Here is a 20,719-nt window from a genome sequence, read left to right as displayed (position 1 = left end):
ATTCACAACGCTTTCAGAAAAGTCCATAAAGCCGCGATGAATCTCTGTTAAGAAAATTATGGTCTACACTGAAAATTACATCGAATTCTAATGGGGGATCATATGTTTAACAGACCGAACCGCAACGACGTCGATGATGGCGTGCAGGATATTCAGAATGATGTCAATCAATTAGCCGACAGTCTCGAATCTGTATTGAAGTCCTGGGGCAGCGACGCCAAAGGTGAAGCCGAAGCCGCACGCAGTAAAGCTCAGGCTCTACTGAAAGAAACCAGAGCGCGGATGCATGGTCGTACTCGCGTCCAGCAAGCCGCGCGCGATGCAGTTGGCTGCGCAGATTCTTTTGTTCGTGAAAGACCCTGGTGTAGCGTGGGTACAGCAGCTGCGGTAGGTATTTTTATCGGCGCGCTGTTAAGCATACGCAAATCGTAATGCAACAATGATAATAAATACGCGTCTTTGACCCCGAAGCCTGACTTCGGGGTTTTTAACTTAAGGCTTTGCGTAATTGTTGTGCCACCTGCTGCGCCATACTCTCACTGATAATATTGGTAAACGAGAGAAGCAATCCTCCTTTCCCACTTGATCGGATACGCCAGTCGCTAAGTGCCTGCACCGCAAGGCCAGCAGTATTGGCTTTACGAGCGTGGAAAATATCATCGCCCACCATGCTGATAACCATCTGGATGCCACCTTTTTGTGGCATAACCAGGAATCCCTGTTGCGTAAGCGCCTGTTCAATCCACTGCCTACGCTGCGCATAGTGCTGACGCATTTTCTTCAGATGCCGCCAGAAATGCCCCTCGCGAAGAAAGTCAGCCAGTGTGTTCTGCCATAGAACTGGCACTGCACATGGCTTCAGTGACGCCTGTTGGCGGAATTGCGTAATCTGCTCCACCGGCACCACCAGCCACGCACAGCGCAATGCAGGAAATAGCGATTTGCTGAATGTTCCGGCATAAATCACCCGCTGTGGCGCGTCGAGGCTTTTCAGCGCCGGTAATGGCTTACCGTGATAACGGAATTCACTGTCGTAATCGTCTTCAATAATCCACGCCCGCGCACGCTCTGCCCACGCCAGCACCTGATGCCTGCGCGCCAGTGAGAGCGCAACACCGAGCGGGCTTTGGTGTGCCGGAGTTATCAGGGCAAAATGCGCATCAGGATAATTTTGCATTCCACTTGCGACATCCAGTCCGTTGTCATCAACAGGCACAGGTAAAATTTCCACACCGTGGCGAGTAACAATCGGACGAATCAGCGGAAAGCCAGGATCTTCCATCCACATCCCGTCTCCCGGTTTCGCCAGCGTGTGCAGAATTAAGGCCATTGAGGCTGCATAACCGTGAGTGATAAAGACCTGTTCTGGCTGGCATTCAATCCCGCGTGAGACGCGTAAATAATCAACAATTGCCTCACGCAACGCCACCTCACCACAGACATCGCCTAACGCCAAATCAAAGCGCGTCTGGGTACGCAGACGGCGCCCCATCACCCGCGCCCACAGCTCTCGCGGAAAGAGATCGAGTGCGGGTAATCCCATCTGGAATGGTAGCGGTTGCTGGCTTTCACCGGCAAAGGCAAGCACATCCACAGCGGATTGTTGGGGATGTATTTGCTCGCTGACAAAGGTGCCCGCCTGCCCCCGCCGTACCAGCCATCCTTGTGCCACCAGCTCAGCATAAGCATTTTCGACGGTGGATCGAGACACGCCCAGCTCCTGCGACCAGGTACGACTGGAAGGTAGCCTTGCGCCGGGTTTCAGTTCCCCTTGCTCAATAGCCGTTTTTAACTGACGGGCGATATCCTGATAGCGCGGCATATGGTCTGCTTTTTTAGGTAATTTATGGCTCTCTTTAGCAGTCCATTATAGTGCTACATTGCGGGCGTTAATAAGAGGAGAAACTGTATGACTACATTACGTCAGCCTTACTACGAACTTAGCCCGGCAGTGTATAACGCGCTGGTGCAGGCCAAAACGGCGCTGGAAAATAGTGCGCTGGATACCACACTGATGGAGTTAGTTTATTTGCGCGTCTCGCAAATCAACGGCTGCGCATTTTGTCTGGAGATGCACAGTAAAGCATTACGCAAATCCGGTGTGCCGCAGCACAAGCTGGACGCTCTGGCAGGCTGGCGGGTGAGCCATCATTTTGATGATCGCGAGCGGGCGGCGCTGGCCTGGGCGGAATCGGTGACCGATATTGCCCGAAGCCATGCAGAAGACGACGTTTATCAACCTTTGCTTGAATATTTCAGCGCAGCAGAGATCAGCGACCTGACTTTTGCCATCGGACTGATGAATTGCTTTAACCGCCTGGCCGTTTCCATGCGGATGTAACTTCCTGATGCCGGGTAATCACCCGGCTATAGAACACAAAACCCCCTACCCCGCTGAGCTGCTCGACGGCGGTGAGACTTATCGAAATTTCCCATATCTTGTATGGTTGAATCTTTTTTCAACTACATCTAGTATCCCTGTATCAACAGAGAGACAACCCGACGCGTATCATCGCGCCGTATCTTCATTTTAAACAGAAATACGAATCATGCGCATTATTATTTACACTCGTAACGATTGCGTTCAGTGCCACGCCACCAAACGGGCGATGGAAAACCGGGGCTTTGATTTTGAAATGATTAATGTCGATCGCGTTCCTGAAGCGGCGGAAGCGTTGCGTGCTCAGGGCTTTCGTCAGTTGCCGGTAGTGATTGCAGGCGATCTTAGCTGGTCTGGTTTTCGTCCGGACATGATCAACCGTCTGCATCCAGCGCCACACGCGGCCAGTGCATGAGCCAGCTCGTCTACTTCTCCAGCAGCTCCGAAAATACGCAGCGTTTTATCGAACGTTTAGGGCTGCCCGCCGTGCGCATTCCACTCAATGAGCGGGAACGGATTCAGGTAGACGAGCCTTACATCCTGATCGTGCCCTCTTACGGCGGTGGCGGTACGGCTGGCGCTGTGCCACGACAGGTGATTCGCTTTTTAAACGACGAACATAACCGGGCGTTGCTTCGCGGCGTTATTGCTTCGGGTAATCGCAACTTTGGTGAGGCGTATGGTCGCGCCGGAGATGTGATTGCCCGGAAATGCGGCGTGCCGTGGCTGTACCGCTTTGAACTCATGGGTACGCAAAGCGATATCGAAAATGTTCGTAAAGGAGTAACCGAATTTTGGCAACGACAACCGCAGACCGCCTGACGCAGGAAACAATGGATTACCACGCCCTGAATGCGATGCTTAACCTTTACGATAGCGCAGGTCGCATTCAGTTCGATAAAGACAGCCAGGCCGTAGACGCCTTTATGGCGACGCATGTACGCCCGAACAGTGTGACCTTCAGTAGCCAGCAGCAGCGCCTGAACTGGTTGGTCAACGAAGGTTACTATGATGAAAATGTCCTCAATCGCTACTCTCGCGACTTTGTCATTACGCTATTTGCCCGCGCGCACGCCAGCGGTTTTCGTTTCCAGACGTTCCTCGGTGCATGGAAGTTTTACACCAGCTATACGTTGAAAACATTCGACGGTAAGCGTTATCTGGAGGATTTTGCCGATCGAGTCACTATGGTGGCGCTGACGCTGGCACAAGGCGATGAAACGCTGGCGTTGCAACTGACCGATGAAATGCTGTCAGGACGCTTTCAGCCTGCCACGCCAACATTCCTCAACTGTGGCAAACAGCAGCGCGGCGAACTGGTTTCCTGTTTTCTGCTGCGTATTGAAGACAATATGGAGTCGATTGGCCGGGCGGTAAATTCCGCACTGCAACTGTCGAAACGCGGCGGCGGCGTGGCATTTTTGCTGTCGAATCTGCGGGAAGCGGGCGCGCCAATTAAACGTATTGAAAATCAATCTTCTGGCGTAATTCCGGTGATGAAAATGCTGGAAGACGCATTTTCCTATGCCAATCAGCTCGGCGCTCGTCAGGGGGCGGGTGCAGTCTATTTACATGCCCATCATCCCGATATTCTGCGTTTTCTCGACACAAAGCGGGAAAATGCCGACGAGAAAATCCGCATTAAAACGCTGTCGCTGGGCGTGGTGATCCCGGATATCACCTTCCATCTGGCGAAAAAGAATGCGCAGATGGCACTGTTTTCGCCCTATGACGTTGAGCGGGTTTACGGCAAGCCGTTTGCCGATATCGCCATCAGCGAACACTATGACGAACTGGTTGCCGATAAACGCATCCGCAAAAAATACATCAACGCGCGTGATTTCTTCCAGCGGCTGGCGGAGATCCAGTTTGAGTCCGGCTATCCCTACATCATGTATGAAGACACGGTAAACCGTGCTAACCCTATCGCCGGGCGCATAAATATGAGCAATCTTTGCTCAGAGATTTTGCAGGTAAACAGCGCCTCAGAGTATGACGAGAATCTCAACTATGCTCGCACAGGCCATGATATTTCCTGCAATTTAGGTTCGTTGAATATTGCCCACACCATGGATTCCCCCGACTTTGCCCGCACGGTAGAAACAGCCGTGCGCGGTCTGACGGCGGTGTCGGATATGAGTCATATCCGCAGCGTGCCCTCCATCGAGACCGGAAATACCGCCTCGCACGCCATCGGGCTGGGGCAGATGAATTTACACGGTTATCTGGCGCGGGAAGGCATCGCCTATGGTTCGCCGGAGGCTCTGGATTTCACCAATCTCTATTTCTATACCATCACCTGGCACGCGCTGCGCACCTCGATGTTGCTGGCGCGCGAACGCGGTGAAACTTTCGCCGGGTTCAAACAGTCGCGCTATGCCAGCGGTGAATATTTTAGCCAATATCTGCAAGGTAACTGGCAGCCGAAAACGGCGAAAGTTGGCGAACTGTTTGCCCGTAGCGGTATTACGCTACCTACCCGTGAGATGTGGGCGCAGCTGCGCGACGACGTAATGCGCTATGGCATCTACAACCAGAATCTCCAGGCGGTGCCACCAACCGGTTCCATCTCTTACATCAACCATGCCACGTCGAGTATTCATCCGATTGTGGCGAAAGTAGAGATCCGCAAAGAGGGCAAAACCGGGCGCGTTTACTACCCTGCCCCGTTTATGACTAATGAGAATCTGGCGCTGTATCAGGACGCTTACGAAATTGGCGCGGAAAAGATTATCGACACCTACGCCGAAGCGACCCGCCATGTCGATCAGGGGTTGTCGCTGACGCTGTTTTTCCCCGATACCGCCACCACCCGCGATATCAACAAAGCGCAGATTTACGCCTGGCGTAAGGGGATCAAAACGCTCTATTACATTCGCCTGCGTCAGATGGCGCTGGAAGGTACTGAAATTGAAGGCTGCGTCTCCTGCGCACTTTAAGGAATATCTATGAAACTCTCACGTATCAGCGCCATCAACTGGAACAAGATTACTGACGATAAAGATCTGGAGGTGTGGAATCGCCTGACCAGTAATTTCTGGCTACCGGAAAAAGTGCCACTGTCGAACGATATCCCCGCCTGGCAGACATTAAGCGCCGTAGAGCAACAACTGACGATGCGTGTTTTTACTGGCCTGACGCTACTCGACACGCTACAAAATGTTATCGGCGCACCTTCGCTGATGCCCGATGCGATCACGCCCCATGAAGAGGCGGTATTATCAAATATCAGCTTTATGGAAGCGGTTCATGCCCGCTCTTACAGTTCGATTTTCTCGACGCTGTGCCAGACAAAAGATGTCGATGCCGCCTACGCCTGGAGTGAAGAAAACGCGCCGTTGCAGCGAAAAGCACAGATTATTCAGCAACATTATCGCGGCGATAATCCGCTGAAAAAGAAAATCGCCAGTGTCTTTCTGGAATCATTTTTGTTCTACTCTGGCTTCTGGCTGCCGATGTATTTTTCCAGTCGCGGTAAGCTGACCAATACCGCCGACCTGATCCGTCTGATTATCCGCGATGAAGCAGTGCACGGTTATTACATCGGTTATAAATATCAGAAAAACCTGGAAAAAATCTCCCAGGCACAACGCGAAGAGTTAAAGAATTTTGCCTTCGATTTGTTGCTGGAACTCTACGACAACGAACTGCAATACACCGATGAGCTGTACGCCGAAACCTCGTGGGCTGACGATGTAAAAGCGTTTCTCTGCTACAACGCCAATAAAGCGTTGATGAATCTGGGGTACGAACCGCTTTTCCCGGCAGAAATGGCGGAAGTGAATCCGGCAATCCTCGCCGCGCTTTCGCCGAATGCCGATGAAAATCACGATTTCTTTTCCGGTTCTGGCTCCTCTTATGTGATGGGAAAAGCGGTCGAAACAGAAGACGAAGACTGGAATTTCTGACACCGTTATTTAAAAAATATCACCAACCGCAGCAGGGAAATAATTTTCATTAAATGGCTTTTTATCACACAGATATTTTGTGGTGATCTACACTGATACTCTGTTGCATTATTCGCCTGAAACTACAATATTCAGGCGTTTTTCCGCTATCTATAACAAAAAATATCAACTTTTCTCGATTTGCTCTCAGCCCTTATATCACGGGAAATTCCGGCAATTTGCTCACATCAATATTCATGCCACATTTGCCATCAGGGGTTGCCTCAGATTCTCAGTATGTTAGGGTAGAAAAAAGTGACTATTTCCATCGGGTAATATATCGACATAAACAAATAACAGGAATCTTTCTATTGCATGGCAATTAAATTAGAAATTAAAAATCTCTATAAAATATTTGGCGAGCATCCACAACGGGCTTTCAAATATATCGAAAAAGGACTTTCAAAAGAACAAATTCTGGAAAAAACAGGTCTATCGCTTGGCGTAAAAGACGCCAGTCTGGCCATTGAAGAAGGCGAGATATTTGTCATCATGGGATTATCCGGTTCGGGTAAATCCACAATGGTACGCCTTCTCAATCGCCTGATTGAACCCACCCGTGGACAAGTACTGATTGACGGTGTGGATATTGCCAAAATATCCGATGCCGAACTCCGTGAGGTGCGCAGAAAAAAGATTGCGATGGTCTTCCAGTCCTTTGCCTTAATGCCACATATGACCGTGCTGGACAATACTGCGTTTGGTATGGAATTGGCCGGAATTAATGCCGAAGAACGCCGGGAAAAAGCCATTGATGCACTGCGTCAGGTCGGGCTGGAAAATTATGCCCACAGTTATCCGGACGAACTTTCTGGCGGGATGCGCCAACGTGTCGGATTGGCTCGCGCATTAGCCATCAATCCGGATATTTTATTAATGGATGAAGCCTTCTCGGCGCTCGACCCACTAATTCGCACCGAGATGCAGGATGAGCTGGTAAAATTACAGGCGAAACATCAGCGCACCATTGTATTTATTTCCCACGATCTCGATGAAGCTATGCGTATTGGCGACAGAATTGCCATTATGCAAAATGGTGAAGTCGTTCAGGTCGGTACACCGGATGAAATTCTCAATAATCCGGCGAATGATTATGTCCGTACCTTCTTCCGTGGCGTCGATATTAGCCAGGTGTTCAGCGCAAAAGATATTGCCCGCCGCAGCCCTAATGGCTTAATTCGTAAAACACCCGGCTTCGGCCCGCGTTCGGCGCTGAAATTATTGCAGGATGAAGACCGCGAATATGGTTACGTCATCGAACGCGGTAATAAATTTGTCGGCGCAGTGTCTATCGATTCGTTAAAAGCAGCATTAACGCAGCAGCAAGGTCTTGATGCGGCGCTGATTGATGCGCCGTTAGCGGTCGATGCTCAGACGCCTCTTAGCGAGTTGCTCTCTCATGTCGGACAGGCGCCGTGTGCGGTGCCCGTGGTCGACGAGGACCAACAGTATGTCGGCATCATTTCGAAAGGAATGCTGCTGCGCGCTTTAGATCGTGAGGGGGTAAACAATGGCTGATCAAAATAATCCGTGGGATACCACACCAGCGGCAGACAGCGCCGCACAATCCGCAGACGCCTGGGGTACACCGGCTGCTGCACCGACTGACGGCGGTGGCGCTGACTGGCTGTCCAGTACGCCTGCGCCAAACGTCGAGCATTTTAATATTCTCGATCCATTCCACAAGACGCTGATCCCACTCGACAGTTGGGTAACTGAAGGGATCGACTGGGTCGTTACCCATTTCCGTCCCGTCTTTCAGGGTGTGCGCGTTCCGGTGGATTATATTCTCAACGGTTTCCAGCAATTGCTGCTGGGTATGCCTGCACCTGTGGCGATTATCGTTTTCGCTCTCATCGCCTGGCAGATTTCCGGCGTCGGTATGGGCGTTGCGACATTGGTTTCACTGATTGCTATCGGCGCGATTGGCGCATGGTCGCAAGCAATGGTCACCCTGGCGCTGGTATTAACCGCCCTGCTGTTCTGTATCGTCATCGGTTTGCCGTTGGGGATCTGGCTGGCGAGAAGTCCGCGAGCGGCGAAAATTATTCGTCCACTGCTTGATGCCATGCAGACCACGCCAGCGTTTGTTTATCTGGTGCCAATCGTCATGCTGTTTGGTATCGGTAACGTGCCGGGCGTGGTGGTGACTATCATCTTTGCTCTGCCGCCGATTATCCGTCTGACCATTCTGGGGATTAACCAGGTTCCGGCGGATCTGATTGAAGCCTCGCGCTCATTCGGTGCCAGCCCGCGCCAGATGCTGTTCAAAGTTCAGTTACCGCTGGCGATGCCGACCATTATGGCGGGCGTTAACCAGACGCTGATGCTGGCTCTTTCAATGGTGGTCATTGCCTCGATGATTGCCGTCGGCGGGCTGGGTCAGATGGTACTTCGCGGTATCGGTCGTCTGGATATGGGGCTTGCCACCGTTGGCGGCGTCGGGATTGTGATCCTCGCCATTATCCTCGATCGCCTGACGCAGGCCGTTGGGCGCGACTCACGCAGTCGCGGCAACCGTCGCTGGTACACCACTGGCCCTGTTGGTCTGCTGACCCGCCCATTCATTAAGTAACTCTGCACTTGCCCGGTGACGCCGGGCATTATCACCCTGCCAAAAAAAGGAATAACAATGCGACATAGCGTACTTTTTGCGACAGCGTTTGCCACGCTTATCTCTACACAAACTTTTGCTGCCGATCTGCCGGGCAAAGGCATTACTGTTAATCCAGTCCAGAGCACCATCACTGAAGAAACCTTCCAGACGCTGCTGGTCAGTCGTGCATTAGAGAAATTAGGTTATACCGTCAATAAACCCAGCGAAGTGGATTACAACGTTGGCTACACCTCGCTTGCTTCTGGCGATGCAACCTTCACCGCTGTGAACTGGACGCCGCTGCATGACAACATGTACGAAGCAGCCGGTGGCGATAAGAAATTTTATCGTGAAGGGGTATTTGTTAACGGCGCGGCGCAAGGTTACCTGATCGATAAAAAAACCGCCGACCAGTACAAAATCACCAACATCGCACAATTGAAAGATCCGAAGATCGCCAAACTATTTGATACCAACGGCGATGGCAAAGCGGATTTAACCGGCTGTAACCCCGGCTGGGGCTGCGAAGGTGCCATTAATCACCAGCTTGCCGCGTATGAACTGACTAACACCGTGACGCATAATCAGGGTAACTATGCGGCGATGATGGCTGACACCATCAGTCGTTACAAAGAGGGCAAGCCGGTGTTTTACTACACCTGGACGCCGTACTGGGTGAGTAACGAACTGAAGCCGGGCAAAGATGTCGTCTGGTTGCAGGTGCCGTTCTCCGCACTGCCGGGTGATAAAAACGCCGATACCAAACTACCGAATGGCGCAAATTACGGCTTCCCGGTCAGCACCATGCATATCGTTGCCAACAAAGCCTGGGCTGAGAAAAACCCGGCGGCAGCGAAACTGTTTGCCATTATGCAGTTGCCGGTGGCAGACATTAACGCCCAGAACGCCATTATGCATGACGGCAAAGCCTCAGAAGGCGATATTCAGGGTCACGTTGATGGCTGGATCAAAGCCCACCAGCAACAGTTCGATGGCTGGGTAAATGAGGCGCTGGCAGCGCAGAAGTAATTTTTATTCGGGCGGATAAGGCGTTTTTGCCGCATCCGCCATTCTGTACACAATGCCTGATGCGACGCTGACGCGTCTTATCATGCCTACACACCACACCGCACATTTCAACAATCTATCTTTCATCCCATATTCATCAACATCCGCTATTATTGGTTTTCAGACTCATCATCACCTGATAAACAATAATGACGAAACCCAATCACGAGCTTAGCCCGGCGCTGATCGTGCTAATGTCGATCGCCACCGGTCTGGCGGTCGCCAGCAACTATTACGCTCAGCCATTGCTCGACACTATCGCGCGTAACTTTTCCCTTTCTGCCAGTTCAGCGGGCTTTATTGTCACCGCCGCGCAGCTAGGTTATGCCGCCGGTCTGCTATTTCTTGTTCCCCTCGGTGATATGTTTGAACGCCGCCGCCTGATTGTCTCGATGACCTTACTGGCAGCGGGCGGTATGTTGATTACCGCCAGCAGTCAGTCACTGGCGATGATGATCCTCGGTACGGCATTAACGGGTTTATTCTCGGTCGTGGCACAAATTCTGGTTCCGCTGGCGGCAACACTGGCCTCGCCGGAAAAACGCGGCAAGGTGGTTGGCACAATTATGAGCGGCCTGCTACTAGGCATTTTGCTGGCGCGTACCGTTGCCGGGTTGCTGGCAAATCTCGGCGGCTGGCGCACCGTTTTCTGGGTCGCAGCAGTATTAATGGCGCTAATGGCGCTGGCGTTATGGCGCGGCCTGCCGCAGATGAAATCGGAGACGCACCTCAACTACCCACAGTTGTTAGGTTCCGTTTTCAGCATGTTTATCAGCGATAAGATCCTGCGCACCCGCGCGGTACTGGGCTGTCTGACCTTTGCTAACTTCAGCATTCTGTGGACATCAATGGCCTTTTTGCTTGCCGCGCCGCCTTTTAACTACAGCGATGGAACGATTGGTCTGTTTGGCCTTGCAGGAGCCGCTGGGGCGCTGGGCGCACGTCCGGCAGGTGGTTTTGCCGATAAGGGTCAATCGCACCTGACAACAACTTTCGGCCTACTGCTGCTGTTGCTTTCATGGCTGGCGATCTGGTTTGGTCACACTTCCGTGCTGGCGCTGATTATTGGCATCCTGGTGCTGGATCTCACCGTACAGGGCGTGCATATCACCAATCAAACCGTGATTTATCGTATTTATCCTGATGCACGTAATCGTCTGACCGCAGGCTATATGACCAGTTACTTTATTGGCGGTGCCGCCGGTTCACTGATTTCGGCCTCTGCCTGGCAACATGCCGGTTGGGCTGGCGTTTGTCTGGCTGGTGCGACGATTGCCCTGGTTAATCTGTTGGTCTGGTGGCGAGGTTTTCATCGTCAGGAAGCCGCTATTTAGACAATCAGCAACCGTTTTCGTGGCTTTACACTTATAAGGGTGTTAAGAAGCCCATCAGTCTGATAAGGTTAAGATATTCATTCAGTCCATTTATAATTTTAACAGTCGTTAAGCGTACACTCTATGGTAAGCCCTACTCCTCTGCCTGCTTCAGGTTCGGCGACCTTCATGGAAGGATGCAAAGACAGTTTACCGATTGTTATTAGTTATATTCCGGTGGCCTTTGCTTTCGGTCTGAATGCGACCCGTCTGGGATTTTCTCCTCTCGAAAGCGTTTTTTTCTCCTGCATCATTTATGCAGGCGCGAGTCAGTTCGTCATTACCACGATGCTGGCAGCCGGGAGTAGTTTGTGGGTCGCTGCGCTGACCGTCATGGCAATGGATGTTCGCCATATCCTGTATGGTCCATCGTTGCGTAGCCGCATTGTTCAGCGTTTGCAAAAATCGAAAACTGCATTGTGGGCGTTTGGCCTGACGGATGAAGTTTTTGCCGCAGCAACGGCAAAGCTGGTACGCAATAATCGCCGCTGGAGCGAGAACTGGATGATTGGCATTGCCTTCAGTTCATGGTCATCGTGGGTATTTGGTACGGTTATAGGGGCATTCTCTGGCAGCGGATTGCTGCAAGGTTATCCAGCCGTTGAAGCAGCATTAGGCTTTATGCTACCGGCGCTCTTTATGAGTTTTCTGCTCGCCTCTTTCCAGCGCAAACAATCCCTTTGCGTTACCGCAGCGTTAATCGGCGCCCTTGCGGGCGTAACGCTATTTTCTATTCCCGTCGCCATTCTGGCAGGCATTGTCTGTGGCTGCCTCACTGCGCTAATTCAGGCATTCTGGCAAGGAGCGCCCGATGAGCTATGAGGTTCTGCTGCTTGGGTTACTGGTTGGCGCGGTTAATTACTGCTTTCGCTATTTGCCGCTGCGCCTGCGTGTGGGTAATGCCCGCCCGACCAAACGTGGTGCGGTGGGTATTTTGCTCGACACCATTGGCATAGCCTCGATTTGTGCTCTGCTGGTTGTCTCTACCGCACCAGAAGTGATGCACGATACACGCCGTTTCGTGCCCACACTGGTTGGCTTCGCGGTACTGGGTGCCAGTTTCTATAAAACACGCAGCATTATCGTCCCTACACTGCTAAGTGCGCTGGCCTACGGGCTCGCCTGGAAAGTGATGGCGATTATATAACCCACAAGAATCAATTTTCTAAAACAATACATTTACTTTATTTGTCACTGTCGTTACTATATCGGCTGAAATTAATGAGGTCATACCCAAATGGATAGTTCGTTTACGCCCATTGAACAAATGCTAAAATTTCGCGCCAGCCGCCACGAAGATTTTCCTTACCAGGAAATCCTTCTGACCCGTCTTTGTATGCATATGCAGAGCAAGCTGCTGGAGAACCGCAATAAAATGCTGAAGGCTCAGGGGATTAACGAGACGTTGTTTATGGCGTTGATTACGCTGGAGTCTCAGGAAAACCACAGTATTCAGCCTTCTGAATTAAGTTGTGCTCTTGGATCATCCCGTACCAATGCGACGCGTATTGCCGATGAACTGGAAAAACGCGGTTGGATCGAGCGTCGTGAAAGCGACAACGATCGCCGCTGCCTGCATCTGCAATTAACGGAAAAAGGTCACGAGTTTTTGCGCGAGGTTTTACCGCCGCAGCATAACTGCCTGCATCAACTCTGGTCCGCGCTCAGCACTAGCGAAAAAGATCAGCTTGAGCAAATCACCCGCAAGTTGCTCTCCCGTCTCGACCAGATGGAACAAGACGGCATGATCCTCGAAGCGATGAGCTAACGCGTCATCTCGCTCAAAAATCCAGATTTATAAAAGAAAAACTGACCGGCCAGCATCGCAACGTGCTGGCCTTTTTGGCAAGCAGGTCGGCTCAGCCGATGAGTTAAGAAGATCGTGGAGAACAATATGAGCGCAAATGCGGAGACTCAAAACCCGCAGCAACCGGTAAAGAAGAGCGGCAAACGTAAGAGTCTGCTCCTCCTTCTCACCTTGCTCTTTATCATTATTGCCGTAGCGATAGGAATTTATTGGTTTTTGGTACTGCGTCATTTTGAAGAGACCGATGACGCATACGTGGCAGGGAATCAGATTCAAATTATGTCTCAGGTGTCTGGCAGCGTGACGAAAGTCTGGGCCGATAACACCGATTTTGTAAAAGAAGGCGATGTGCTGGTCACTCTCGACCCGACAGATGCTCGCCAGGCGTTTGAAAAAGCCAAAACTGCACTGGCTTCCAGCGTTCGCCAAACCCACCAGCTGATGATTAACAGCAAGCAGTTGCAGGCGAATATTGAGGTGCAAAAAATCGCCCTCGCTAAAGCACAGAGCGACTACAACCGCCGTGTGCCGCTGGGCAATGCCAACCTGATTGGTCGCGAAGAACTGCAACACGCCCGCGACGCCGTCACCAGCGCCCAGGCGCAACTGGATGTCGCCATTCAACAATACAATGCCAATCAGGCGATGATTCTGGGAACTAAACTGGAAGATCAGCCTGCCGTGCAACAGGCCGCTACTGAAGTACGTAACGCCTGGCTGGCGCTGGAACGTACCCGTATTGTCAGCCCAATGACCGGCTATGTCTCCCGCCGAGCCGTTCAGCCTGGTGCGCAAATTAGCCCAACGACGCCGCTGATGGCGGTCGTTCCGGCTACCAATATGTGGGTGGATGCCAACTTTAAAGAGACGCAGATTGCCAATATGCGTATCGGTCAGCCGGTCACCATCACCACTGATATTTACGGCGATGATGTGAAATACACCGGTAAAGTGGTCGGTCTGGATATGGGTACAGGTAGCGCGTTCTCGCTGCTTCCGGCGCAAAATGCCACCGGTAACTGGATCAAAGTCGTTCAGCGTCTGCCTGTTCGTATTGAACTGGATCAGAAACAGCTGGAGCAATACCCACTGCGCATCGGTTTGTCCACGCTGGTGAGCGTCAATACCACTAACCGTGACGGTCAGGTACTGGCAAACAAAGTACGTTCTACGCCGGTCGCGGTAAGTACCGCGCGTGAAATCAGCCTGGCACCTGTCAATAAACTGATCGACGATATCGTAAAAGCTAACGCTGGCTAATCCAGAGGTGCGTGTGATGCAACAGCAAAAACCGCTGGAAGGCGCGCAACTGGTCATTATGACGATTGCGCTGTCACTGGCGACATTCATGCAGGTGCTGGACTCCACCATTGCTAACGTGGCGATCCCCACTATCGCCGGGAATCTGGGCTCATCGCTCAGCCAGGGAACGTGGGTGATCACCTCCTTCGGGGTGGCAAACGCCATCTCGATCCCGCTTACCGGCTGGCTGGCAAAACGCGTCGGGGAAGTGAAGCTGTTCCTCTGGTCAACCATCGCCTTCGCCATTGCGTCGTGGGCGTGTGGTGTTTCCAGTAGTCTGAATATGCTGATCTTCTTCCGCGTGATTCAGGGGATTGTCGCCGGGCCGTTGATCCCACTTTCGCAAAGTCTGTTACTGAATAACTACCCGCCAGCTAAACGCTCGATCGCGCTGGCGTTGTGGTCGATGACGGTGATTGTCGCGCCAATTTGCGGCCCAATCCTCGGCGGTTATATCAGTGATAATTACCACTGGGGCTGGATATTCTTCATCAACGTGCCAATTGGCGTGGCGGTGGTGTTGATGACACTGCAAACCCTGCGCGGACGCGAAACCCGTACAGAAAGGCGGCGAATTGATGCCGTGGGGCTGGCGCTGCTGGTGATTGGTATCGGTAGCCTGCAAATTATGCTCGACCGGGGTAAAGAGCTGGACTGGTTCTCATCGCAAGAAATTATCATCCTCACCGTGGTGGCGGTGGTGGCTATCAGCTTCCTGATTGTCTGGGAGTTGACCGACGATAACCCGATAGTCGACCTGTCACTGTTTAAATCGCGCAACTTCACAATTGGCTGCTTGTGTATCAGCCTCGCGTATATGCTCTACTTCGGCGCAATTGTTCTGTTGCCGCAATTATTGCAGGAAGTCTACGGCTACACGGCAACCTGGGCAGGGCTGGCATCTGCGCCGGTAGGGATTATTCCGGTGATCCTGTCGCCAATTATCGGCCGTTTTGCGCATAAACTGGATATGCGTCGGCTGGTAACCTTCAGCTTTATTATGTATGCCGTTTGCTTTTACTGGCGTGCTTATACCTTTGAACCGGGTATGGATTTTGGTGCATCGGCCTGGCCGCAGTTTATCCAGGGCTTCGCGGTGGCCTGCTTCTTTATGCCGCTGACCACCATTACGCTCTCTGGTTTGCCGCCGGAACGACTGGCGGCGGCGTCGAGTCTCTCCAACTTTACGCGAACGCTGGCGGGGTCTATCGGGACATCAATCACTACGACTATGTGGACTAACCGCGAGTCACTGCACCATGCGCAGTTGACCGAATCAGTGAATCCGTATAACCCGAACGCCCAGGCGATGTACCATCAACTGGAAGGGCTGGGAATGACGCAACAGCAAGCTTCCGGCTGGATTGCCCAGCAGATCACTAATCAGGGGTTGATTATTTCCGCCAATGAGATCTTCTGGATGTCAGCCGGAATATTCCTCGTCCTGCTGGGGCTGGTGTGGTTTGCCAGGCCGCCATTTGGCGCAGGTGGCGGCGGAGGCGGTGCGCACTGATGTTGTCAAAGGGAGCTGCGGCTCCCTTTTTATTTGCTCATTCTGCAAACGGTTGTTTTATCCACTCAATCGGTGTATCTTCTCGCCGCCTCACACTCTTCCATTCACCATTAACCGGTTCTGAACATTCGTTCAGGTTGTTAATTCTCTTTTCCCTTCGCCCTCGCTTTCGCGGGTGATACTTACATTTTTCTTTTAACCCCAAAACTCGCACCCTCGCGGGCGTACATTTATTACACACCAAATAATGGATTATTATGAATACCCAACGTAAATACGGGAGAACCTGGCACTACCCTTTCTCCCCTGGCACCACCAGCGATGACCGCATTAACGCCAGTTACTGGCAAGATATGCAGGCAATTTCGCAACTGGTACATACTGAAAAACTCGACGGCGAAAATAACTGTCTTAATCGCTTCGGCGTGTTTGCCCGTTCCCATGCAGCCCCTACGGAATCGGCATGGAGCTATAAGATTCGCCAACGCTGGCAACTACTGAAAAACGATCTCGGCGATCTGGAGTTGTTTGGCGAAAATCTTTATGCCGTTCACTCCATTGAATACCGGGCACTGGAGCAGGATTTTTATCTGTTTGCCGTTCGCTGTCAGGACATGTGGTTAAGCTGGGAAGAAGTTCAGTTTTACGCCGCCTTGTTTGATTTTCCCTGCGTCCCGGAAATTTCCGGCCCGCAGCCGGGAAAAGATGAAAAAAGCTGGCAACATGATTTTCTGGCGCTGACCTGTGAGCGCGGCGCGTTCGATCCCTGGGATACGCAAACCGGGCAACCCTGTACGCTGGAAGGCATTGTCAGCCGAAATCGCGACGCATTTCCCGTTGCCGATTTTCCCCATAATGTATTCAAGTACGTGCGCAAAAATCATGTCAAAACCAGCGAACACTGGAAGCGCCACTGGCGTCGGGCGCGGATGGCACATGAGTTCGCTTATGGAGAACAGTCATGATTTGGCGACTTACCGACGATAAACGCTGGTCGACACTTCGCCAGCGTTTTAGCTGGGTTGAGGAGATGCATCACACGCCGCAAGACCCGGAGCATCATGGCGAAGGTGACGTCGGCGTGCATACCGAAATGGTGCTTAACGCGCTCGTTGCTCTGCCAGAATTCCAGCAACTCCCCGCTCAACAGCAGGAAGTTTTATGGGCGGCGGCGTTATTGCATGATGTTGAAAAGCGCAGCACTACCGTTCAGGAAAACGGACGTATTCAGTCGCCTGGTCATGCTCGTCGGGGCGAACTGACGGCCCGACAAATTTTATGGCGCGATATCCCCACGCCATTTGTGCTGCGCGAGCAAATCGTTGCACTGGTGCGTCTGCATGGGTTACCGCTATGGTTACTGGAACGTCCGGAACCGGAGCGTTTACTGCTCACTGCTGCGATGCGCGTCGACACGCGTCTGCTCGCCCTGCTTGCCCGTGCCGATCTGCTTGGTCGTCATTGCCCTGATAAGCAGTCAATGCTGGAACGCATCGATCTGTTCGAGCTGTTTTGCCATGAGCAACAATGCTGGGGAAAAGCGCGCCCATTCGTTTCTGATTCCGCACGCTGGCATTACCTGACCCATGAACAAAGTTCTCCCGATTTTGTTCCCTGGGAGGCTGAACATTTTGAAGTTACTTTGCTGTGTGGCTTACCGGGAATGGGCAAAGATCGCTATATCAGTGAACAGTGCCAGGGAATGGATGTTATCAGCCTTGATGACATGCGGCGGCGAATCAATGCCAGCCCGGACGACAAAACCGCCACCGGGCGTATTGTGCAACAGGCAAAAGAAGAGGCGCGCGTGCGACTTCGGCAAAAGAAGTCGTTTGTCTGGAATGCAACGAACATTACCCGCCAGCTGCGTAGCCAGCTTATCAGTCTGTTTACGGCTTACGGCGCACGAGTAAAAATCGTTTATCTGGAAGTGCCGTGGTCGCAATGGAAGCAGCAAAATGCCAGACGCGAGTATGCCGTTCCTGAAGCGGTGGTGATGCGGATGGCCTCAAGGCTGGAAGTTCCACAACCTGATGAAGCGCATAGCGTGGAATATCGGGTGACTGACAGGTAGAAAGCCGGAGAATTAAACACCTGCCCGATACGTTTATCGTATCGGGCAGATTTACATTGCCTGAGAAGAGAATACTTTTGCACTTTTCTTAATGAGGAAATATTTAATCTTATTATTTACGTGCATATAACCCATGCATGGAAACCAGACTTACATTATTTTTTGATAATAATCCTGGTGTTTTTTATATCTAAAAAGATGTGCAAACAATAAACATGCAATTAATCAGTTACTGTTACTAACCCCGCAAAATTCCGAAAAAACATCTTATTGATTTCCTTTGCTTTTTCTTTGCTCATTTTTATGCCTTAAGACATTTAAAAATTTCCGCTAAGTAAAATTATGCACCTTATTTTCACCCTAATGCCTAAACCATCAAAACAAATTAATATCAAATTAATCACAAATTAAACTGATTTATAATTATTGGCCTCACACACTACCCTTCATTTACAGAACAGCAACCTGATTCAGCGGCCTTAAAATCTAATTTTTTACGTAGTTACTGTGGATTCGCTATTTATCTTAAAATAAATCATAAGGATGAAAATTAACTTTATGAATATCAGACAGCATCCCTTGTCCACGCTGGCAATAGCTATTTCAACTGTGCTATCAATACCAATTTCTCAGGCATGGACACCACCAGCCACTATCAACAGCGATGTGACAATCAATAATAATGATGTCGTAACCTTATCTTCATCAGAAAATAACTCACCAGTATGGGACCAGTTTCGGTATCTTAATGTTGGAGCAACAAGTGCAGGAACGTTGAATATAGACGGGCGGGATCTGACTACTGCTAAAATCGTAATCGGTAATGCGACGTCAGGGACAATAAAATTAGAAAATAACACTCATCTGACGCTTAGTCATGCATCGCCTAATGAACGCGATATTTACCTGGGAACTAATGGCGGTTCAGGAACTTTAATGGTACTTAGCGGTAGTACTATCACCGATTTAAATGAATTCAGAATTGGTGAATTTAATTACCAGGCACAGGGGCAAGTCGTTATTGACGGTGAGGGATCATCCGTTGCCGCACGGTATGTGATGGTAGGCGATCAGGGGACAGGTAAACTCGAAATCACTCATGGCGGTCGTCTTACAGCGTCAAAAGATATGATCATTGGCTTTAATGGAAATATGGAGAATTTTCAGGGAACGGGATACGGTGAAACGCTGGTTGATGGTGACAATTCTTCATTAGCCGTGAATGAGTTTATCTCCCTTGGGGGATTGGGCTCATTGCTGAACGAAGCAAAGGGTATTCTTACCGTGAGTAATAATGCCACGGTTAACGCGAATCAATTTATCTGGCTTGGAATGGACGAAACCAGCACCGGTATTCTAAACATTGGTGGAGCGCAGGGAGAAGCCGAGCAGAAAGCGGGGGTAATTAAGACGCCGATTATCCATATGGGAAGCGAGGTCGGGGACAGTACTGCCCAGATTAATTTCAACCATTCCAGCGAAGATTTTATCCTGGCAGCAGATATCGTTGGCAAAGGCGAGGTTAACCAGGTAGGTTCCGGAGTCACGACGTTGGCTGGCGCAAATACCTATTCTGGCCAAACGAATATTAGTAAAGGCACCCTGCGCGCCGGTATCAACGATACCTTTAGTCCAAACTCCAGTTATGTCGTCTCCAGTGGAGGGAATATTGATTTAGCTGGTTTTTCACAAACCTTAAATGCACTGGATTTGGCGGGTACGGCAACACTATCGTCCTCAAAAAATGGCGACAAATTCACGCCTGCCACACTCACCATTAATGGCAATTACACCGCTAATAACGGTTTGTTAGTTATGCGTACCGAACTCGGCGATGATAATTCCGCGACCGATAAATTAATTGTAAAAGGCAACACGTCTGGTCATACCCGTGTGAGTGTTCACAATGCCGGTGGTCAGGGTGCCGATACGCTTGAAGGTATCCGCATTGTTGAAATAACGGGGGCATCAGAGGGTACGTTTAGTAAAGAAGGCCGTATTGTTGCCGGAGCCTATGATTATAACGTGACGAAAAGTGACGATCAGAACTGGTACTTAACCAGTGAAACCCCACTTATACCACCTGTTGACCCTGTAATACCTGATTCACCAGAGCCACCTGATACACCGACACCGGCTTCTCCTTATACCCCCGTTTCACCAGAACCACTGCCAGAAAGAAAGCATCAGTATCGCCCGGAGATTAGTAGCTATCTGGCCAATATTCAGGCTGCAAATACGCTGTTTAATACCCGGCTGCATGACCGTCTGGGGGAAACACAGTACACCGACCTGCTAACCGGCGAGCAGAAAGTGACCAGTCTGTGGTTACGTAACATTGGCGGACATAACCGCTTTAAGGATCGCTCAGATGAACTGAACACCCAGAGCAACCGTTATATTCTGCAACTTGGCGGCGATCTTGCGCAATGGAGCAGTAACGCACTCGATCGCTGGCATCTCGGCCTGATGGCTGGCTATGCCAACAGCAAGAGCCACACACATTCCAGCCTGACCGGCTACAACTCACGCGGGCAAATCGACGGCTACAGTGTGGGCATGTATGGCACCTGGTACGCTAACGAAGCAGATAAAACAGGAACTTATGTTGATAGCTGGTTGCTCTATAACTGGTTTGATAACACCGTCTCCGGCGAGT

At 51.0% G+C, this 20,719-nt stretch carries 19 protein-coding genes; 18 read left to right on the top strand and 1 reads right to left on the bottom strand.

Annotation, left to right across the window (positions count from 1 at the left end; all coding sequences use genetic code 11):
* Positions 1 to 102: 102 nt before the first annotated feature.
* Positions 103 to 432, top strand: a complete 330-nt coding sequence (locus tag A7Z06_RS19905; RefSeq protein ID WP_010345700.1) for a DUF883 domain-containing protein — start codon at positions 103 to 105, stop codon at positions 430 to 432.
* 55 nt (positions 433 to 487) lie between these two features.
* On the opposite strand, the gene pdxR is transcribed toward A7Z06_RS19905, so the two are convergent.
* The gene (gene pdxR, locus A7Z06_RS19900) at positions 488 to 1,822 is read right to left on the bottom strand and encodes a MocR-like pyridoxine biosynthesis transcription factor PdxR (protein WP_105279555.1); all 1,335 of its coding nucleotides are present in this window, start codon (positions 1,820 to 1,822) and stop codon (positions 488 to 490) included.
* Positions 1,823 to 1,909: 87 nt separating this feature from the next.
* On the opposite strand from pdxR, the gene A7Z06_RS19895 reads away from it, so the two are divergent.
* From A7Z06_RS19895 to A7Z06_RS19805, 17 genes are all read left to right on the top strand, one after another.
* Positions 1,910 to 2,341 carry a carboxymuconolactone decarboxylase family protein gene (locus tag A7Z06_RS19895; RefSeq protein WP_000209790.1) on the top strand — a complete coding sequence of 144 codons (432 nt, stop codon included), beginning with the start codon at positions 1,910 to 1,912 and terminating at the stop codon, positions 2,339 to 2,341.
* A 208-nt stretch (positions 2,342 to 2,549) separates the two neighbouring features.
* Positions 2,550 to 2,795: a glutaredoxin-like protein NrdH gene (gene nrdH, locus A7Z06_RS19885; RefSeq protein WP_001220162.1), complete on the top strand. Its 246-nt coding sequence runs from the start codon at positions 2,550 to 2,552 to the stop codon at positions 2,793 to 2,795.
* Positions 2,792 to 3,202, top strand: coding sequence for a class Ib ribonucleoside-diphosphate reductase assembly flavoprotein NrdI (gene nrdI, locus A7Z06_RS19880; protein ID WP_000080948.1), 411 nt, complete (start codon positions 2,792 to 2,794; stop codon positions 3,200 to 3,202). Before nrdH ends, nrdI begins: the two co-directional genes overlap by 4 nt.
* The gene (gene nrdE / locus A7Z06_RS19875; RefSeq protein ID WP_000246499.1) at positions 3,175 to 5,319 is read left to right on the top strand and encodes a class 1b ribonucleoside-diphosphate reductase subunit alpha; all 2,145 of its coding nucleotides are present in this window, start codon (positions 3,175 to 3,177) and stop codon (positions 5,317 to 5,319) included. Before nrdI ends, nrdE begins: the two co-directional genes overlap by 28 nt.
* 9 nt (positions 5,320 to 5,328) lie before the next feature.
* Complete coding sequence (gene nrdF, locus A7Z06_RS19870) at positions 5,329 to 6,288, top strand: class 1b ribonucleoside-diphosphate reductase subunit beta (RefSeq protein WP_000777983.1); 960 nt, start codon at positions 5,329 to 5,331, stop codon at positions 6,286 to 6,288.
* Between the two features lie 354 nt (positions 6,289 to 6,642).
* The gene (gene proV / locus A7Z06_RS19860) at positions 6,643 to 7,845 is read left to right on the top strand and encodes a glycine betaine/L-proline ABC transporter ATP-binding protein ProV (RefSeq protein WP_000985478.1); all 1,203 of its coding nucleotides are present in this window, start codon (positions 6,643 to 6,645) and stop codon (positions 7,843 to 7,845) included.
* Positions 7,838 to 8,902: a glycine betaine/L-proline ABC transporter permease ProW gene (gene proW, locus A7Z06_RS19855; protein ID WP_000774961.1), complete on the top strand. Its 1,065-nt coding sequence runs from the start codon at positions 7,838 to 7,840 to the stop codon at positions 8,900 to 8,902. Before proV ends, proW begins: the two co-directional genes overlap by 8 nt.
* A 57-nt stretch (positions 8,903 to 8,959) precedes the next feature.
* On the top strand, positions 8,960 to 9,952 hold the full coding sequence (gene proX / locus A7Z06_RS19850) for a glycine betaine/L-proline ABC transporter substrate-binding protein ProX (RefSeq protein ID WP_001216525.1): 993 nt from the start codon (positions 8,960 to 8,962) through the stop codon (positions 9,950 to 9,952).
* A 188-nt stretch (positions 9,953 to 10,140) separates the two neighbouring features.
* Positions 10,141 to 11,325 carry an MFS transporter gene (locus A7Z06_RS19845; protein WP_000165720.1) on the top strand — a complete coding sequence of 395 codons (1,185 nt, stop codon included), beginning with the start codon at positions 10,141 to 10,143 and terminating at the stop codon, positions 11,323 to 11,325.
* A 123-nt stretch (positions 11,326 to 11,448) separates the two neighbouring features.
* Positions 11,449 to 12,186, top strand: a complete 738-nt coding sequence (gene ygaZ / locus A7Z06_RS19840; RefSeq protein ID WP_000254578.1) for an L-valine exporter subunit YgaZ — start codon at positions 11,449 to 11,451, stop codon at positions 12,184 to 12,186.
* Entirely contained in the window at positions 12,176 to 12,511 is a 336-nt protein-coding gene (ygaH, locus tag A7Z06_RS19835; RefSeq protein WP_000119757.1) for an L-valine transporter subunit YgaH, read from the top strand. The genes ygaZ and ygaH overlap by 11 nt, the downstream gene beginning before the upstream one ends.
* A 90-nt stretch (positions 12,512 to 12,601) precedes the next feature.
* The gene (gene emrR / locus A7Z06_RS19830; protein ID WP_105279554.1) at positions 12,602 to 13,132 is read left to right on the top strand and encodes a multidrug efflux transporter EmrAB transcriptional repressor EmrR; all 531 of its coding nucleotides are present in this window, start codon (positions 12,602 to 12,604) and stop codon (positions 13,130 to 13,132) included.
* 126 nt (positions 13,133 to 13,258) lie between these two features.
* Positions 13,259 to 14,431: a multidrug efflux MFS transporter periplasmic adaptor subunit EmrA gene (gene emrA, locus A7Z06_RS19825; RefSeq protein WP_032226033.1), complete on the top strand. Its 1,173-nt coding sequence runs from the start codon at positions 13,259 to 13,261 to the stop codon at positions 14,429 to 14,431.
* A 16-nt stretch (positions 14,432 to 14,447) separates the two neighbouring features.
* Positions 14,448 to 15,986, top strand: coding sequence for a multidrug efflux MFS transporter permease subunit EmrB (emrB, locus tag A7Z06_RS19820; RefSeq protein ID WP_001516928.1), 1,539 nt, complete (start codon positions 14,448 to 14,450; stop codon positions 15,984 to 15,986).
* 257 nt (positions 15,987 to 16,243) lie between these two features.
* Entirely contained in the window at positions 16,244 to 16,951 is a 708-nt protein-coding gene (locus A7Z06_RS19815; RefSeq protein WP_001097120.1) for an RNA ligase family protein, read from the top strand.
* A complete protein-coding gene (locus A7Z06_RS19810; protein WP_000638287.1) occupies positions 16,948 to 18,060 on the top strand; it encodes an ATP-binding protein in 1,113 nt (370 codons plus the stop codon). Before A7Z06_RS19815 ends, A7Z06_RS19810 begins: the two co-directional genes overlap by 4 nt.
* A 558-nt stretch (positions 18,061 to 18,618) precedes the next feature.
* Positions 18,619 to 20,719: autotransporter outer membrane beta-barrel domain-containing protein (locus tag A7Z06_RS19805; RefSeq protein WP_105279560.1), on the top strand; the 2,101-nt coding region annotated here is incomplete at its 3' end.

The organism is Escherichia sp. MOD1-EC6819, from assembly GCF_002965765.1.
GTDB classification, from domain to species: Bacteria; Pseudomonadota; Gammaproteobacteria; order Enterobacterales; family Enterobacteriaceae; genus Escherichia; species Escherichia ruysiae.
Note: the sequence above shows the minus strand (reverse complement) of the source record. Positions and strands in the feature narration are given on the sequence as shown.